This window comes from Pseudomonas sp. Bc-h (genome assembly GCF_002080045.1).
Taxonomy (GTDB): Bacteria; Pseudomonadota; Gammaproteobacteria; order Pseudomonadales; family Pseudomonadaceae; genus Aquipseudomonas.
Genome location: NZ_MUIN01000017.1, coordinates 189,756 through 207,938, shown reverse-complemented (window position 1 = coordinate 207,938; position 18,183 = coordinate 189,756). Strand labels below are relative to the sequence as shown.

Annotated in this window: 12 protein-coding genes; 11 read left to right on the top strand and 1 reads right to left on the bottom strand. The window is 54.8% G+C overall.

What is annotated here, in order from left to right; all coding sequences use genetic code 11:
* Positions 1-385: 385 nt before the first annotated feature.
* From BWR59_RS30340 to BWR59_RS30290, 11 genes are all read left to right on the top strand, one after another.
* Positions 386-1,204, top strand: a complete 819-nt coding sequence (locus tag BWR59_RS30340; RefSeq protein WP_081569346.1) for a hypothetical protein — start codon at positions 386-388, stop codon at positions 1,202-1,204.
* Positions 1,205-1,221: 17 nt separating this feature from the next.
* On the top strand, positions 1,222-2,661 hold the full coding sequence (locus BWR59_RS30335; protein WP_081569345.1) for a DUF4214 domain-containing protein: 1,440 nt from the start codon (positions 1,222-1,224) through the stop codon (positions 2,659-2,661).
* 145 nt (positions 2,662-2,806) lie between these two features.
* A complete protein-coding gene (locus BWR59_RS30330; RefSeq protein ID WP_081569344.1) occupies positions 2,807-5,278 on the top strand; it encodes a glycosyltransferase family 2 protein in 2,472 nt (823 codons plus the stop codon).
* Positions 5,278-7,662, top strand: a complete 2,385-nt coding sequence (locus tag BWR59_RS30325; RefSeq protein ID WP_081569343.1) for a glycosyltransferase family 2 protein — start codon at positions 5,278-5,280, stop codon at positions 7,660-7,662. The genes BWR59_RS30330 and BWR59_RS30325 overlap by 1 nt, the downstream gene beginning before the upstream one ends.
* 465 nt (positions 7,663-8,127) lie before the next feature.
* Complete coding sequence (locus BWR59_RS30320) at positions 8,128-8,973, top strand: glycosyltransferase family 1 protein (RefSeq protein ID WP_143490985.1); 846 nt, start codon at positions 8,128-8,130, stop codon at positions 8,971-8,973.
* Positions 8,966-10,813 carry a hypothetical protein gene (locus BWR59_RS30315; protein ID WP_081569341.1) on the top strand — a complete coding sequence of 616 codons (1,848 nt, stop codon included), beginning with the start codon at positions 8,966-8,968 and terminating at the stop codon, positions 10,811-10,813. The genes BWR59_RS30320 and BWR59_RS30315 overlap by 8 nt, the downstream gene beginning before the upstream one ends.
* A 4-nt stretch (positions 10,814-10,817) precedes the next feature.
* Positions 10,818-11,501, top strand: a complete 684-nt coding sequence (locus BWR59_RS30310; protein WP_081569340.1) for a CatB-related O-acetyltransferase — start codon at positions 10,818-10,820, stop codon at positions 11,499-11,501.
* A 270-nt stretch (positions 11,502-11,771) separates the two neighbouring features.
* On the top strand, positions 11,772-12,821 hold the full coding sequence (locus BWR59_RS30305) for a glycosyltransferase 61 family protein (RefSeq protein WP_081569339.1): 1,050 nt from the start codon (positions 11,772-11,774) through the stop codon (positions 12,819-12,821).
* A gap of 310 nt (positions 12,822-13,131) precedes the next feature.
* Complete coding sequence (locus BWR59_RS30300; protein ID WP_081569338.1) at positions 13,132-14,571, top strand: mannose-1-phosphate guanylyltransferase/mannose-6-phosphate isomerase; 1,440 nt, start codon at positions 13,132-13,134, stop codon at positions 14,569-14,571.
* Positions 14,572-14,865: 294 nt separating this feature from the next.
* Positions 14,866-15,897 (top strand): GDP-mannose 4,6-dehydratase, encoded by a 1,032-nt coding sequence (gene gmd, locus BWR59_RS30295; protein ID WP_081569337.1) that lies wholly within the window; start codon positions 14,866-14,868, stop codon positions 15,895-15,897.
* A gap of 76 nt (positions 15,898-15,973) precedes the next feature.
* Entirely contained in the window at positions 15,974-16,939 is a 966-nt protein-coding gene (locus BWR59_RS30290) for a GDP-mannose 4,6-dehydratase (RefSeq protein WP_081569336.1), read from the top strand.
* A 94-nt stretch (positions 16,940-17,033) separates the two neighbouring features.
* On the opposite strand, the gene BWR59_RS30285 is transcribed toward BWR59_RS30290, so the two are convergent.
* Positions 17,034-18,176, bottom strand: a complete 1,143-nt coding sequence (locus tag BWR59_RS30285; RefSeq protein WP_081569335.1) for a glycosyltransferase family 4 protein — start codon at positions 18,174-18,176, stop codon at positions 17,034-17,036.
* Positions 18,177-18,183 lie beyond the last annotated feature (7 nt).

Below are 18,183 nucleotides of genomic sequence, written 5' to 3'. Positions count from 1 at the left end.
CAGCGCCCGAGACAGAGGGCTTACAAAGGAGCGACTACCCTCATACGAAGGGATTCAAAAGCGATGTTTTCCGGACCAACGGTGCACACAAAATTCCAATTTCATATCACCATGTCCGCCGGTATTTTCGTACTTAGAAATCAGAAAGATCCTACTTTCTGACATGGATTGAATTGACTTTTGTCCCGGATCGATTAATCTCGCCACTCGGACGGTTGCCACCAATGCGCCACTAAGTTGTGCAGTACCTGTTTAGAGTTGAGCGAGGCCCATGCCTCTGAATCAACTGCTGTCAGCTCGGGATAAGAAGGAAACTTATTGAGTGCAGTCGCAAACATTAGATGGCTTGAAAATCACTTCCCGCGTCACGCTGCTTGAACCGGGGATGTACATTTTCCGCTACGCCTCACAGCCCCCCGCAGACAAACCTGTCTGTATCGCGTTGCAGCAAGCGCCGCTTGGCAAAGGTGCGATCGATTTCTTCCCGGCGGAAGGCATCAGCAAAAATATGCTGGCCAAGCTCGGCGACACCATAGTGGCCCGTGTCAAAAACGGCATCGCGACTGTCCTGATCACCGAATATCACATGTTCGATGAAAGCATTGATCCTATCGATCTGCGCATCGACCGTATCGACACATCCCCAGCCATCATGCGCAATTTCGGCGTCATCTCCACACCGGATGCCAGCGCAGTCATCGCCCCGTCCCCTGTACCCGTGACGCTGAAACTCCTCGCGCATCTTCAAGGTGCAGGCGATGTGGAGTCTGCGGAAGGCTGGGCTGGCGAGCATGACAGCATCCGTCGCCTGGAAGGTTTCAGCCTTCACTGGGAAGGCAAGCCTGCCGGTGTCGACCTCGTTTACGCCTCCACCGCCAGCGGTTCAGGCCCCAGCCCGAAAGTGGTCTCCGGGACGTTCACCGGCACCCGGGGCAAATCTCTTCCATTGGTATCTGCCGGCTTTGGCCTGGTAGGACCGAACCGTCATTTATACGAATTGTCAGGGCACATCGTGTTCCGCGGCTCCGTGCCGCAACTCGTTGTTGCCGACCAGATGATGTATGGCCCTACCGGCACCGAGCCGTTGGTGGCGCTACATATCTGCATTACACCCGTAACGAAGATGAACGCTGCCCGCTATAAGTCTCCGTGGGAAAACTCTGCATTGAAGCAGAAAATTAGTAGCACAGGCCAAATGGCCTGACGTATCAGGACTTCCACATGCAATACGACAGCCCAATTACCTCCGCTTCGTTCCAGTCTTTCCTGGACACCGCCAGCGTTTCTCAAGATACCGCAGCTGCCATCAGCGCTCTGCTGAACCTGGACACTGCTGAAACCGTCAACTACGCAGCCTGGGACGGTGTAACCGCTCCTGTGACTCCGACTGGCCAGACTGCCGATGCTGACGTTGTAGTTGCAACCATCGCTGGCGCTGCCACCGACCTGGTCAACGTTGATCTGCCTGATTCGCTGGCTTCGGCTAAAGCGTACATCTTCGACACCAACGCCAGCCTGAACGTAACCATCGACGCTCCAGTTGCTGCTGAAGCTTCCCTGGCTCGCGTAGCTGTTGCTGCTGCACCGACCACCGATTTCGGTCTGGTTGTAAGCAGCGGTGCTGGCAACGACGTGATCACCGTTAAAGGCGATCAGAACACCTTCGTCGACGGCGGTAACGGCAACGACACTATCGTCACTGGCAACGGCAACAACACCGTTCTGGTTGGCGAAGGCAACAACAACGTCACGACCGGTACCGGTAACGACACCATCGTTCTGGACGGCGTTGCTGGCAACACCAACATCGTCAACGCTGGTGCTGGCTACGACGTGGTTCAGCTGACTGGTTCGGCTGCTGACTACACCTACGCCGCTGGCAACCACAACAACGTGACCCTGACCGGTGACCAGACTGCAGTCATCTCCGATGCAGAGTTCCTGACCTTCACCGACGGCAGCACTGTTGCTCTGGCACACAGCGATGCTGAAGCAGCCGCTCTGCGTCTGTACGAAGGCCTGCTGGGTCGCGACGCTGAACTGGAAGGCGCCAAGTACTTCAGCGCTCAGGTTGAAGCCGGTACTTCGCTGACCGACATCACCAACCAGTTCCTGACTTCCTCCGAGTTCTCGACCAAGGAAGCTGCAACTCACGTCAACGATCTGTACCTGAGCCTGTTGGGCCGCGACACCACTGGTGACGCTGGTGCTAACGATTGGGCTGGCGCAGTTGCCAACGGCAGCGCTTCGCTGTCCGACGTTGCTGCTGCAATTGCTGTCTCCGCTGAAGCACAGACTGTAGACGCTTCGAACGGTACCTTCATCCACGACCTGTACACCAACGTACTGGGCCGCGATGGCGCTACCACCAGCGCTGACGAAAGCCAGTGGGTATCGGCACTGTTCAACGGTGCAAGCCGCGCTGATGTAGCTGCATCCATCACCAGCTCGACTGAAGCCACTGCTCACACTGACAGCCAGTTCCTGGACACTCTGTACCAGAACGCCCTCGGCCGTACCGCCGACGACGCTGGCAAGTCTGACTGGGCTACTGCCCTGGCTAACGGCGCTACCCACGCTGACGTGGCAATCGCTATCGTTGGTTCTGCTGAAGCAGTCGCTCACAACGACAACGTCGTTGTTCTGCACGGCGCGGTGTAACTAGCCCTGTCGTAGCGACAAATACGCCCGGCCGCAAGGCTGGGTCGTATGCAAAAAGGGGCGACTTTCGGGTCGCCCCTCTTTTATTTTCTTGTGAACCCGACAGCTTATGTCCATACACCTCGACCATGGGCGAGAAACGCTCATGGACATTTTCCACCGTGACCGCCAGGCCGCCGAACATGCTGCCGCCTGCGTGGCGCTCGAGTGTGCATTCCAGACATCCGAATACCGCCCGGAAGCAGCCATCTGGAAAGGTATCGATGCACTGGCCGCGGCCCCCAAGCTCGCTTTTATTTTTTTAAGCTACGCCGCCGATGCGTTGCCTTTGCGCGCCGATGTTCAGGCACTCGTTGCCCGCTGCATCCTTGCGCAAGGTGACCCGGCATTGGCCAGCCGCTACCTGACGGCAGCCTGGAAGAAACTGCCTGATGATCCCGCGCTGCGTATGTCTCTCTGGCACGCACGCGCTCAGTGCGAATCCGCCGAACAGCTGCGGCGCATGATCCTTGCGCAGCTGCCAGACATCACAGCGCCCAACGAGCTGTCATTCGTGCTCAAGCAACTGGCGGCGCAAAGGGAGATGCCCGGCTGCGTGGGCGTCGTGAAATACCTGCCCGAACAGCAGGAAATTCATGGCTGGGCGCTCAACCTGCATGACCTACGGACTCCCGTTGCGCTGCAACTGGAAGCCAACGGTCACAAGATAAGCATCGTCGCCAGTTCGCCCAGTCCATTGCTGGCCGCTGCCGGACTGCCAGTCGCGCACGGCGGCATCCGTATCAAGATGAGCAACCCCGCTCCGGCGGTTCAGATGCGCTTCGAAGCAGGCCCCATGCTGCAGGGCAGCCCGCTTTTCGCAATGCCGGCATTCACACCACCGCCTCCAGCGATGAACCCGGGGACAAAGCATCCGGTGGATGTGCTGATTCCCGTGTTTGACGGCCTGGATGAAACGCTCGAATGCATCAACAGCGCGATAACAGCACGCAAGCTCAACCGTACACCTCACCGGGTGGTAGTGATCGAGGATGTATCACCTGTTCCTGCCTTGTCCAAAGCCCTGAAGGTCCTGGCCGCTAAAGGCAAAATCACGCTTGTCCAGAACCCGGTTAACCTCGGCTTCATTCGTAGCATGAACCGCGCAATGGCGCTGAGCCCCAAACAGGATGTCGTGTGGCTCAATGCCGATACGCGGGTTCACGGCAACTGGCTCGACCGCCTGCGGGAAGTGGCCTACAGCGATGAAGATATCGCCTCGGTCACCCCCTTTACCAACAACGGCGAGTTGATGAGCTTCCCCCGGAGTCGATTCAGCCACCCGATGCCCACTGCAGCGGAACAAGGGCAACTGGACGCACTGGCAGCCTCCGCCAACGGCCAGCCTATGGAAATCGAGACCGGTTGCGGATTCTGTCTGTACATCAAGCGCAGCGCGATAGATGCAGTGGGCTACCTCGATGAGGTGCACCTCTCCCGGGGCTATGGGGAAGAAACTGACTGGTGCCTGCGCGCTCGCGGACTGGGCTGGCGCCACATGGGAGCACCGAATGTCTTCGTTGCACATCAGGGAGGCGTTTCCTTCGGTGAAGAAAAGTCACTGCGTGTCGCTCACAACAACGCCATCCTGAAACAACGCTATCCAGACGCTTCTGCCCGTTTCGACGCCTTCTGCCTTCGCGACCCAATCAAGCCTGCACGTCAGATGCTCCAACGCGAACGCCTGGATGAACTGGCAAGCCAAATCGCCGCTAGCATGACCTGCTCCTGGCCAGAACCAAGCCTCAAGCACCTGCATATCGGCAAACACGAAGCAGTCGACGCCCCACTGAGCCTGACGTGGTGCCATGAAGGCTCGAACACCCGCTTGACCCTTCAGGCAAAAATAACGCCGCTGGATTTCAGCCTCGATTATCAACTGCCGGCCGATACCGACCAGCTGTTTGAAGACCTGCAAAGGCTGCCGGTGGACGCCCTGATCTACGAGCACCTGACAGGAGCGCCGCCTGCGCTTTACAGCCTGCCCTCTTCGCTTGAAAAGCCATACCGGATCATCTGTCGGGACGACCAACTCGTGCGGCCAAACGCTTCTCTTAATGGCGCGGTATTCGCCAGTCGAGCACAAAGCGTGCATCTCCCATGGGCAAGCTTGCACCCCCGTTATGCCGCCGCGCTTCCGGACGCCAGGCTCGTCATCGAGTCTCAGGAGCAACGTCTGGCCAGCAGCACCGGCAACCCGCATACGCTCTTGATTGCCGATACCTTGCAGGACGCACACATCGCCGAGCAATGGCTGAGCCTGGCAAGGCGCATCAAACGCGAAGCGCTTCCCCTGACATTACTGATGCATGTCGACAGCCCATGGCGTAAAGCCTTGCTCGCTACTGGCGCGGTTCATGCACAACCCGTACTCGACGGTCTGACGCTTGCGGAGTCTTTGCGCCTCGCGGGCTGCTCGGCCGCACTCAGTCTGAGCACGGAGCCCGGCGCAGGGTGGAGCGCCCCTGTTCTGGCAGACAGTGTTGGCCTCGCGCTTTACGCGATACCCAGCCCAGTTGCCGACGAAGCAGGCGCCATCCCCATGTTTCACTTACCTCTTTCACCGAGCCGAGTCTGATGTCAGTTGAAGTTGCCACAAAGCTCGCGCACAGCGACACCACCGTCATTCACCCTTCCATAAAGGGCACAATTACCGGCCTCTACGCCGACGTGCTTCAGGGGTGGGCGATGGATTGCGCCCGGCCGGAAGAGCGCCTGGTCATCGAGGTCATGATTGACGGCGCGTGTGTCGCGCTGGCCCGGGCAGATCAGTTCTACCCCAATGCTGATGCGGGCGATGAGTTTCACGGCTTCACGGTGCAACTCAGACAAAACTGGCTGAACGAGGCTCGCCACATCAGTGCCCGGGTAGCGAACCAGCCATTGAGTCTTGCAGGCGAATTGTGGCTGCCGGCCCCACCCAATAAAGAGCCAGCCCCTGTCGCTTCACAGGTCTGGCACAGCGGCGGGTTGCGCCTGAGTGGCTGGTCGTGGGACGCCGACGCGCCGCAACGCCAGGTCCGGATAACGGTCCGCGAAGACAGCCGAGTATGGGCGCAAACCGTCTGTGACCAGCACCATCAGGCACTGGTCTATCGCACCACAAGTCATCACGGTTTCAACCTCGATCTGCCTTGGGAGCTGGCCGACGGCAAGCCTCATACCCTGCACATCGAAAACGATCTGGGCCACCCTCTATCAGGCAGCCCGATCAAACTGTGCTGCTGGCCAGAAGGCCTGGAAGGAATGCTGAAACTGCTCGAGCACCAGACCGTAGATACGCGCGCTCTGATGCTGCTCAGTGAGGTTGCGAAAGAACAGACCCTGCGCTTCCCGAAAAGCGCGGGCTTCCATCATTACCCACAGTGGTTCGACACCTTTCAGCGCATAGCACCGCCACCTGCTCAGCAGCGCCTTGGCAATGCCGGCCTTTTGCTGATCAGCGAAGGTGACAAAGGCCTCGAAAACATTAGCCTCGCGAGCCTGGGCGATGGCGATTCGCGGCCTTCACACCTGGCCACAGCGAACGCTGAAAACTTGTCGCCAGCCTTGCGGCACTTACTCGATGCCGGCTGCACCAGCATCGTCCCGCTCAAAGCGGGGGATCACCTGGCCAGCCATGCGCTGAGCCAGCTGACTGACGTGCTCGATGAAGGCGTTGCCTGGGCGTATGCCGACTGCGACCGCGACGGTCCCGGCGGTAAGCGCAGCCTCCCCTGGCTTAAACCCGTGTGGGACATCGACATGTTCATCGGCGCGGATGTCTTCACCCCCGGTGCGATTTTCAGCGCTGACATCATCCAGCACGCACTGTCGTTGCTGGAGTCCGCGCAGCCGCAGCAGCCTGTGAGCTGGGAACTGTTCGCCGCCGGCATCGTGCTTGCCACGGAAAAACATCAGGCTAAAGTCGTCCACTTGCCAAAGGTCCTCTACCACCGGAACCACAACGCCCCGGCAAGCCCGGAACAAGCGCAGGCCTCGGCTGACCGGCAGCACGCGATCAGTTGGCTCTGCCAATCCCTGGTGCCCGGCAGCACGGTAGAAACACTGCCCCAATTTCCGTCACTGCTGCGTGTCCAATGGCCGCTGCCATCGACCTTGCCGCGCGTAAGCCTAGTCGTGCCGACCCGGGACCAGCTGGGATTGCTGCGGACCTGCATCGAAGGCCTGCTCAACGACACCGACTACCCAGACCTGGAAATCATCGTCGTCGACAACCAGTCCAGCGATCCACTGACACTGGACTACCTGCAGACCTTACCGGCCCGGGGCGTGAAGGTGCTCGACCACCCGCACCCGTTCAACTACTCGACAATCAACAACCGAGCCGTAGAACACGCCACCGGCGAGATCATCGGGCTGGTCAACAACGATATCGAAATCATCGAAGGCAACTGGCTGAAAGAAATGGTCAGCCAACTGCTGCGCGACAACGTCGGTGCCGTGGGCGCAAAACTCCTATGGCCCAACCGCATGGTTCAGCACGGCGGCGTCGTAGTCGGCATCAACGGCCTGGCTGCACACGCTGGCAACAACCTCGAAGAAAACGATGCCGGCTACCTCGCGACCAACCAGATCACCCGCCGCCAGAGCGCTGTAACTGCCGCCTGCCTGCTGATGCGCAAATCCGTATTCGAAGCCCTCGATGGCCTCGACGAAAAAGCATTCCCCGTCGCCTTCAACGACGTCGATCTGTGCCTACGCATCCAGCAGTCAGGCCTGAATCTAATCTGGACAGCATTCGCAAAACTGATCCACGCAGAATCCGCCAGCCGAGGCAAAGACATCAGCGCCGAGAAGCGATCAAGGGCACTGCGTGAGCAGCAGAGATTTATCGAGCGCTGGGCGTTGAACGGGTACAACGACCCGTATTACCACCCGGCGCTGAGTCATGATTATTTGAGTGGGCCGTATGGGGGGCTGGCGATGCCGCTCAGGTTGGTAGGGGCTAGGCACAAATAGCATCGAAAACTTAGTAAAGGAGTACGCGCCTCATGAATCTGGCTCGCAGCAAGGAGAACTCAGCGGCAACAGCCTCCGAAACTTCGTGATTCCTGATTAGAAAAAAATATGCAGGTCTGCAAACATGGCCGTGGGCTAAATCATACATGTACGGCAATGTTTTAGCTTAGATGAACTCGGACCACAAAAGAAACATCAAGGCTCCCTGCGGATAACTGACCTATTAATACTGCAATCTTAGAGGCGTAAATGTTAAAGAATTTTCTTTTTATCTCGTGGACGTCAAGAAATGAACGCCCTTATTTTGACCCGTCAGTTAGGTACCGGTGCTTCAATTTCGCAAGTGAGCTGATCAGGAGGGGTCACTCCGCCTCAGTTATGTCGCAGCTTACCTTTCAAGCGACTTATAAGACCCTGCCAGAATTCGACGCGTATATTTTTCACCGCCCATACTTGACTCAGGAATTGAGCGACTTCCTGTTAGAGGATGTGGAAAACAGAATCACCATCGCTGACTTTGACGATTTGATATTCGATGTGCGCTACGCGGATATGACCCCAATGGTACGTGTCAGAGGCGGTGAGTCCCGTGCAGTGAGGTCTTACCTATCAAAGACACATGATGCATCCAGCCTATTCAGTCGATTCTCGCTCTCGACATCTCCACTGAGGGAGCATGCACTGGATCTCTTCCCCGGAAGCGAAGCCATCGTATTGAGCAACTCTATTGACCCCGGCTTCATGGGATTATCTAGGGTTGCGCGAAAAAACAACCCAATCCATCTACGGCCGTTTTTACTCGGATACTTCTCGGGCACAGCCACCCACGACAAAGACTTCGCAATGATTGCCCCGTACATTGCTGCCTTATTAGCGAAGACCGGTGGAAGAATTCTTTTGGTGGGCCCACTAAAAGTACCGGAAGAATTTGCTGCTCTTGGCGACCAAGTAGTTACGAAACCGCTAGTATCGTTTCATGAACTTGCGAAAACCATGGCGGAATGTGCAACTGTCTTAGCCCCGCTTGAAGACACCATGTTTACTCGGTCGAAGAGCGGTTTAAAGTTTTTTGAGGCGGCGCTAGCAGGATGCGATGTAATTGCAACGCCTATACCGGATATCGATAGATTTGAGTCGCCACTGCTGCACAAATGCAGAACACCTGAGGAGTGGGAGGCAGCGCTCAATAGCAAGAAGATGGAAGACGCCGCCGAGCGAGAGCTAGAGATAACTCGCATCGAACGTCTTGTTTCTACAGCCCCTCAGATCGACACCTGGCTCACAACATTTATGGGTGAAAAAAATGCGTAACGTACTGGTATATATCGAGCCACACCCAATCCGAAACTATTATGAAGAATTCTACGATGTAGGGCTCTTGCTATGTCAGGCAATGCTCCAACTAGATCAAAGCGCTGGATATAACTTTCGCTATCTATCCAACGACGCAATAGTTGATCGGATCATTACTGAAGCACCGAGTCTGTCCTATCTATCTTTGAGATTCACGTCCCAAGAGAACCAACTGCTGGAAAATTTCTATGGCCAGTGGAATCTGAAGACTATCCATGAATGGCTCTCACTCGTGAAGGGAGAAGGCCCTCTATGTGATTTCTACGTATCTGTCCTAGAACGAGTCCATAAGGAGTACCCGTTTGATGCCGTACTTCTATGGTCGGACAACGGAGCAGTTCGGAAATTTTGCCTGGACAATGACATAGCGATTCTGCACGCAGAATATGGGCCAACGCGAGCACCATTCCATCAAACAATTTACCTTGATCCAGATGGGACAAATGGTGCGGCAGCGGTACTGAAAGCACCTCTCCCTGAACTAACACCAGAAATTACCGTCCCACGAGAAACTTGGGTAACCCGGCACGGAAAAGATTGGAACGATGAGAAGAAGGTGGGGCTCATCGATGTTGCTACGACGTCTAATAACAACTCAATGAGCCGCTCAAGCGACTCAAGACCTTATCTATTCATTCCTCTACAGCTCGAGGACGACCTTAACACCCAACTGTACTCACAATTCAAAACGCCAGAGGCTTTTCTTCGTCACGTTATCCCTCAAGCGTTAGACATTGGTCTAGACGTAGTAGTTAAAGGACATCCGGCGGCGGTTGGGCGTACATTCAACTTGATCGCACAAACGAAGGCGCTTAATTATGCGCGCACGCTTGGAGAGCGCGTAACAGTTATGCCCCACACAGCAACGGCATTTGAGTCTATAAACATATTGGCACAAGCCGCTGCAGTCGCGACTATCAACAGCTCGGTTGGGTTTGAAGCTTTGCTTTTAGGAAAAGTTACATTCCTATACGGCGAGGCAGCTTTTGACGTCGGAGGAAAATTGAACTTTTCCGAACGATCTCTTAGCATAAAAAATATATCCAGCCCTAACCATGAACACCTAGACAGCCTCACATCATTCCTGTGCTGTCATTACCTTCACCCGTTAGAGTCTGTTACAAAAGGCAACGCACTAGCGACTGTCCTGGACTATATATTCGAAACAAAGAATTCCAGAACGGACACATTGTCCTTCTGGAAAGGGTGGATCGAGCGCATTAACTATGGCTATCAGTGGCTAGCTGAAAAGAAAATAGCTAATCAGCACTTGCTGGGTCGAAACACAGGCAAATTGGCAGGAAACCGATACATATTCGAAGGGGGCGCGAGAACGATGAGCGTCTCCAACGACAATATCCATATTAGTGCTACAAACTCTGGCGAAAGAATATTTGCGACTGCGAAGAACTCCGTAAATTCATTTTTTGGATACTTGGAATCTTTAACTTCGGCCACAGAGAAAGATATCACGTATTTACAGATTGCTGGATGGGCGGTCGACCGTGCGGGCGCCCGCCCACCCATACAGATTTTATTCTGTCATCACGATGATGTTATCTCCCTTCATCGGACTCTTACAATCAGGCGCGATGTGGCCGAAACTCTTTCACAAAAAATCGCACCACGCTGCGGGTTCACTTTCCACGTGGATAAAAAATATAGCCAAGACGCAAAAAACTGCCGGCTTATTTTCATCTCATCCACTAACGAAGCACATATCATGCCGCTTTCGGAAGGATGCGTGCACTTTGAGACTGCAGTTAATACTGTAAAAACAGCCGAGAGGCTGGAGTAGCCCTATGAGCATCGACTTACTGAGATCATTGAACTCCGAGAAGGGTGGGCATATAGACCCGTCTGCAAGCCTTACAGCAAATGTCACCCTCGAACCGCCTTGTTTTGTCGGCAAAGGTGCCTCAATTGGTCACAGGTCGAAGGTCGGCAAATACGCGTTTATCAATGCTGACTCAATCATTTACGCTAACGTAACGATGGGCAGGTACTGCGCTCTAGGCCGTTTTGTGGAGATAGGCCTAGCGAGTCACCCGTTGGACTTCCTAAGCACTCATCACCTAACAATTAGCAAAGGTCCTTTTGTTAGAGATAAAGACTTTGAGTCTGCAACCAAAATCCCATGGCAAGTGCATCCGGAAACAATCATCGGAAACGATGTATGGATAGGTGCGAAGGCTTGTATCGTCAGCGGGGTGACTGTAGGTGACGGGGCAGTTGTTGCTGCGGGATCGGTAGTGACTAAAGACGTGCCACCTTACATGATCGTAGGGGGCAACCCAGCACGTGAGATAAGATCGAGATTTGATAAATTCATCGTCGAGCGACTGCTGGATTTGAAGTGGTGGGATATCCCACTAAACCTCATCAACACATTACCCTTTGACGATATACAAGCTTGCATTGAAAAACTCGCGATCATCCGTGAAGATATGGGTCAAGAGTCTGAAGAACAGCAGCGAGAGCGATAGGCGACCTGGTCGGCGCTGAAGGGTGGCCCCGCTGGGGGCCGTCCATTACTGACTTCCATCGTGCCTCTAAAGCGGTGACTGCAACCCCGCAAAAGATCAATGGATTCTACAGGACGGCCAAGGTGTTAGAGCCAACTTGGCAGCGATGATAAAAGGTGACATCACAACCACCAGAACAGATTAAAACTCTTGCTGTCCAGCGCAATAAAACCCGTAAGGCAACCACTGCTAGATTTGAACCTAGCAGCAAAAATCAGGTTAAGGAAGCTTATGAGCGTAACAATAAAATTTGAACTTCCAAACGCAAAGGTTCACACCAACGCAATCGCAATGCCTAGCTCAAAAGTTGTTCCGAAAACTGATTCCCTAGAGATGTTCGGTGGCATTTTCGATGACCAGGGACTATTCATTCCTGAATCAGGCTTGTACCGTGGCGAAGGGGCGCCAATCATGAAAGGCGGATCGCTCAGTACCAATATCACCAACTGCATCGATGGTCGAGTTGCCTACGGTGGCTTTCTATACAGGACTCATTATGGACACTTCCTGATAGAGTCTCTAGCTCGGATGTGGAGACTGATGAGACACGAAGAGTTTGACAGAATCATATTTCACTCACATCCCGGCGCAGTCGAAGCTTGCCCTATAGGAGATTTTTTACTTGAAACACTAGGCTGGCCGAAAGAAAAAATAACAATCATAAATGAACCCACCCAAATACCTTTACTCACCATCCCTGACCCAGCTATCCGACTTGGGTCCACAGAAGCTTTTGCAGTGCACAAACAAGTCTGTTCGGCGATTACAGACAGGACGTTTGGGGACATCTATAGTCCCTTCCCAAAACAACCGCAACCCATCTACTTCTCGCGTTCAAAATTCACTATTCGACCTGTATTTGGCGAGCTTGAGCTTGAGCACGAGCTCGCTCGACAAGGTTGGGAAATTGTTTACCCGGAACAACTAAGCGTTCCAGAACAAATAAAAATCTCCAGAAAATCAAACATTTACTGCGGGATCATTGGAAGTGCTATGCATAACCTTATGTTTAGTCGCCAAGGCACTCGCGTATTTTATATCGAGCGCGAACCTCGGCATCGCACGACTTACAACACACTTGAGGCTTTCGACAAAGTTATCGGACTAGAACCGACCTATATCAGAGCAAATATCGAAGCAGCAACTTTTGCAGGACCATACCTGATCAACCCCAACATAGTACTCGACAATCTAAAAGCGGCAGGATTAATAGGTGAATTTGTGAGAATCGATATAAACCAAGCTACCGAAGAGTATAAAAAGCATATCGCTGCGAGCTGACCGGACTCGATTGGGAAGCATTCGTACAAGATTGTTTCCCACGAATTTAGCGATCAGCTCGGTAGTTTTTTGGACATACCCGACGCTCCTCACCCTCATCATCGCCAACCCAAGGTCTTAGCCACGTACGCGGTTTTTCTCTGGTATCCTCCGCACGTATGTGCGCGTTGAGCCCAGCTGATCAAGATACCATGTTATTCCTCCATATAAATGCTTACACATGTCTCTTAGACTGATCTGGCAGTCAGCTAAGATCGGCCAGCCACGCACGCATACCATATAACTACGAGTTGCACCTAAGGATCATCACATGGACCTGATACCCGTAATTCTCTCTGGCGGCGTTGGCAGCCGGTTGTGGCCCGTGTCCCGCGAGGCCCATCCGAAGCCGTTCATGACGTTGCCGGATGGCCAGAATCTGATCCAGAAAACATTCTTGCGCGCCGCTTCGCTCAAGGGCATTTCGCAGGTCTTGACCGTGACCAATCGTGAGTTGCTGTTCAAGACAGAAGATGAGTACCGCAGCGTGAACACGGCGGGGCTGGCTCAGGGCTTCATTCTCGAACCGTTCGGTCGCAATACTGCAGCAGCGGTTGCGATGGCAGCGCTGCAGATTCAGGGATTGAAAGGTGATGGCGCTCATATGCTGGTGCTTGCCGCCGACCATCTGATCCAGGATGAGGCTGCCTTTGCTTCAGCCGTCGCGAAAGCGGTGTCGCTTTCATCGCAGGGCTGGCTGGTGACGTTTGGCGTTCAGCCCCAGTATCCGGAAACGGGTTTTGGCTATATAGAAGCTGGCGATGCGATTGGGACAGATGAGGGGTTGAAAGTTGCGCGCTTCGTCGAAAAGCCGGACCTTAAGACAGCTGAGTCATACCTCGCGGCAGGCAATTACTTCTGGAACGCCGGCATGTTCTGCTTCCAGGTGGGGACAGTGCTCGAGGAGTTTGCCAAGCATGCCCCGGACGTGCTGGATGCGGCAGCGGCTTCTCTGGCGAGCTCGCGGCTGACGCAGGGTGATGCCTATCACTGCCTCGCGGTCGACGCCGATTCTTTTGCGAAAGTCCCGGACATCTCGATCGACTACGCCTTGATGGAGCGTTCAGACCGTGTAGCAACCGTGCCATGCGACATCGGCTGGAGCGACATCGGTTCCTGGAATGCCGTCAGCGAGCTCACTGCCAGGGACGACAATGGCAACCGTTTTGAAGGCGAGGTGTTGTCTCACGGCTCGCGCAACAACTATGTCAACAGCGAAGATCGCCTCACAGCGCTGGTAGGCGTCGAGGATTTGCTGGTGGTGGACACGCCGGATGCGCTGATGATTGCGCACAAGGATCACGCTCAAGATGTGAAGCACATCGTCGGCCAACTCAAGAGCAGCGGGCATACACTTCATTTGCTGCATCGTACGGTACATCGCCCGTGGGGAACCTACACCACGCTTGAGAACGGTGATCGCTTCAAGATCAAGCGGATCGTCGTGAAGCCGAAGGCGTCGCTGTCATTGCAGTTGCATCATCACCGCAGTGAACACTGGATCGTTGTCAGCGGCATGGCGACGGTAGTCAACGGGGACAAGGAATTCATGCTCAACACCAATGAATCCACATTCATTCGCGCCGGCCACCAACACCGGCTGAGCAACCCTGGCGTGATCGATCTTGTGCTTATCGAGGTGCAGAGCGGTGACTATGTGGGCGAGGACGATATCGTCCGCCTGGAAGACATCTATGGTCGCGCGAAGTAGTTAAGCGAGCCTGCTCTCGCCCGCCTGCGTGCTTGAAGCGGCGACGGGCGAGAGTCATCGATGCAACGCCCTCTCCTGCCCCCCGGCATCATTTCCTGCATTTTTCAGCTCCGGACGCGCTGTCGGAGGAGCAAATCATGGCTGGCCTGCTAGCCTGAGACATCGTGGCAACGCGCGCGGCAGCGCGCTCCCGACCTCGTCATTGAGGCCCATAGTCAGTATCATGGCCCCGTTGATCTATTACCCCCCTGGGCTCCGTCGAGGGTCGCGAAGGGATTGAATCTTGGAGGATTTATGATCGCTATTGTCACTGGTATCACTGGCCAGGATGGTGCTTATTTGGCGCAACTTCTGATCGCCAAAGGTTATACCGTTTACGGCACTTATCGCCGTACCAGCTCTGTCAACTTCTGGCGGCTCAACGAACTGGGGCTCGATCAACATCCAAATCTGCATCTGGTTGAATACGATCTCACTGATCTCTCGACCAGCATCCGTCTGCTTGAGCGCACCCAGGCGACTGAAGTTTATAACCTGGCAGCGCAAAGCTTCGTCGGCGTGTCTTTCGACCAACCAATGACCACTTCCGAGATTACCGGCCTGGGCGCGGTCAATCTGTTGGAAGCGATCAGAATCGTAAATCCCAAGATCCGCTTCTACCAGGCGTCGACTTCCGAGATGTTCGGTAAAGTCCAGGAAGTGCCGCAAGTCGAGACCACCCCGTTCTATCCGCGCAGCCCTTACGGCGTCGCGAAGCTGTTCGCCCACTGGATGACTATCAACTATCGGGAGTCATACGACATTTTCGGCACCAGCGGTATCCTGTTCAATCACGAATCACCGCTACGTGGTCGAGAGTTCGTAACCCGCAAGATCACCGACAGTGTCGCCAAGATCAAGCTGAACAAGCTGGACCGCCTGGAACTCGGCAACATGGACGCCAAGCGCGACTGGGGTTATGCCAAGGAGTACGTGGAAGGGATGTGGCGCATGCTGCAAGCCGATCAGCCGGATACTTTCGTGCTGGCCACTAACCGTATGGAATCGGTGCGTGACTTCGTTTCCCTCGCCTTCAAGGCAGTGGACATCAACATTACCTGGAAGGGTGAGAACGAAAACGAAACCGGTATCGACGAAGCCACCGGCCGGACGCTCATTTCCGTGAACCCTAAATTCTATCGCCCTACCGAAGTGGAACAGTTGCTGGGCAACCCCGAGAAAGCCCGGAGAGTGCTTGGATGGGAAGCCAAGACCTCGCTGGAAGAGCTGTGCCGCATGATGGTCGAAGCCGATTTGCGCCGCAACGAACTGGGCTTCTCGTTCTGACCCGGCATCGACTCGCAGGTGACGCTCTTCCTGTACCGCCCCCTGGTAAAAAAGTAACGGACTTGGAGTATTTGGCATGAGCAGGATTCTGTTAACAGGGGCCAACGGTTTTGTCGGGAAGGTGCTTCACAGACGTCTCTTGCGGGAGGGTCATGAAGTGTTCGGGACGGTTGGCTCGCTGCCAACCGAACAGGACGCGGACCTTCGCTACACCGTACTGGATATCTGTGATCGCGCGAATGTCGACACGGTCATCCAGCAGATAAACCCGACCCACCTTGTGCACCTTGCTGCCATTTCCAACGTCGCCATCAGTTTCAAGGACCCGTTGCTGACGTGGAACACCAACGTCATGGGCACCATGAATCTGCTGGAGTCGTTGAAAGCTCATGCGCCCGACTGCTTTACGCTTTTCGTCAGTTCATCTGAAGTCTATGGCGAGTCGTTCAAATCGGGCAGCCTGCTGGACGAGGAGGCGCCTTGCGCACCGATGAACCCATATGCGGCAAGTAAGCTCGCAGCAGAGATATCGATGCTGCAGTATCTTCGCCAGGGCATGAATGGAGTCATCGTTCGCCCCTTCAACCACATCGGCCCAGGGCAAAGTGCTGACTTCGTGACGGGGTCTTTTGCAAAGCAGATCGCCTCGATAGAAGCGGGCTTGCAGTCCCCGGCCATAAAGGTGGGCAATCTCGACGCCAGTCGGGACTTCTTGAGCGTCGATGATGTGTGCGACGCGTATGCGAAGTTTCTCTCGGTTAAAGATGGAAAGCTCGATCACCTGATCTACAACATCTCATCGGGCGCGAGCAAAAAGATTCAGGCGATGCTCGATGAGCTGCTCAAACTCAGTTCACTGGCAATCGAGGTTCAAACCGACCCGGACCGTTTACGTCCCTCCGACATTCCTGTCGCGGCGGGCTCTAACAGTCGTATCCGGAACGAGCTTGGGTGGGCGCCGACAACACCGCTGAGCGAAACGCTGGAGAGCATTTTGGCCGACTGGCGCCGACAGATGGCTACAGCCCCTGCAATGACATAATTTTTTGCCTGCCAGAAACAAAAAAAACGCCTGATGTCATCAGGCGTTTTTTTTGTTCAGCTAAAAGCGAAACGGCTCCAGAAGCCGCTTCACGTCATTGGCTGCGTAACGCGGCGCGAATCTCGTTGAGCCTGTCGCGGTAGCGCAATCCTGTTGACCGGTAGTCAAAATAGCTTTGCATGTGCAGCCTCGCTTTCTTGCCTATAGCTCGACCCATTGCAGGATCATCGACCAGCTTGACCATGTAGCTTGTCGCTTGCTCATAGTCAGGATCAGCCCAACGTTGGCCTTCATGGTGCGGGTACTCACCCTCAAGCACTGGCACCAAGTGGTACCCCACTGCCAAGCTGGTGTCTTCGGTCATGAAATCCATATTCCCCGAGTAAGCAGTGGCAATCACCGGCTTGCCCAGCACCATGGCTTCGGCGATACCAAAGCCATAGCCCTCGGAACGATGAAGGGAGACGAAGCAATCACTGCATCGCAGCAGGTTTTTAACTTCATTACTGCTCATCATCCTGTCGATCAGCGTGACCCGGCCATGCAGCTCGTGGACCTGTAGCTTCAAGTCCTCAAAGGCTTGGGGATTGGTGTCGACACCGTTCACTTTGATCACGAGATGCGTCTTGGTGTAAGGCCGTTTTTCAACGAGCTTCTTGAACGCCTCCAGCACACCCTGAGGGTTTTTGCGGGCGGAATACGAACGCAGGTCATAGAAGAACAGGAACACATAATCCGCTTCGGGCAGGCCGAAAAAGCGGCGGCTCATAAAGCTATCGAGCTTGATTTCCGTCGCCAGAGGCATGTGCACTACCGGCTTGGTGCAGACCTCCTGCAACCCTTCCATGACGAACCGCGACGCGGCCCAGATCTCATCGAAGCGATCAAGCTCGACTGCCCATTCCTTCGGATAGCGGGGCAGTTCCCACAGTGGATACACAATGTTGTATCCCGTCCATGGCCGACTGTGGCTGATGTGCGTCCAGACCTGGTCAACCTCGTTTCCGTTGATATGGAAGACGTTGATCGGCGCGGGTTCTTCGATCATCGCTCCAGAAAACTCGGCGACTTCGGCCTCGTTGGGCTGCACCAGTTTGTAAATGTCGTGGAGCCTGGGAGGCGTGTACACGGCTCGAAGCGAGCGAAACGTGGCGCGAACGTGCTCACCCATTCCAATCGGCGCAAACGGATGGCCAGCGAGGCACACGTCACTACTGTCGTTATTTATGCGAGTCATCAGGTTC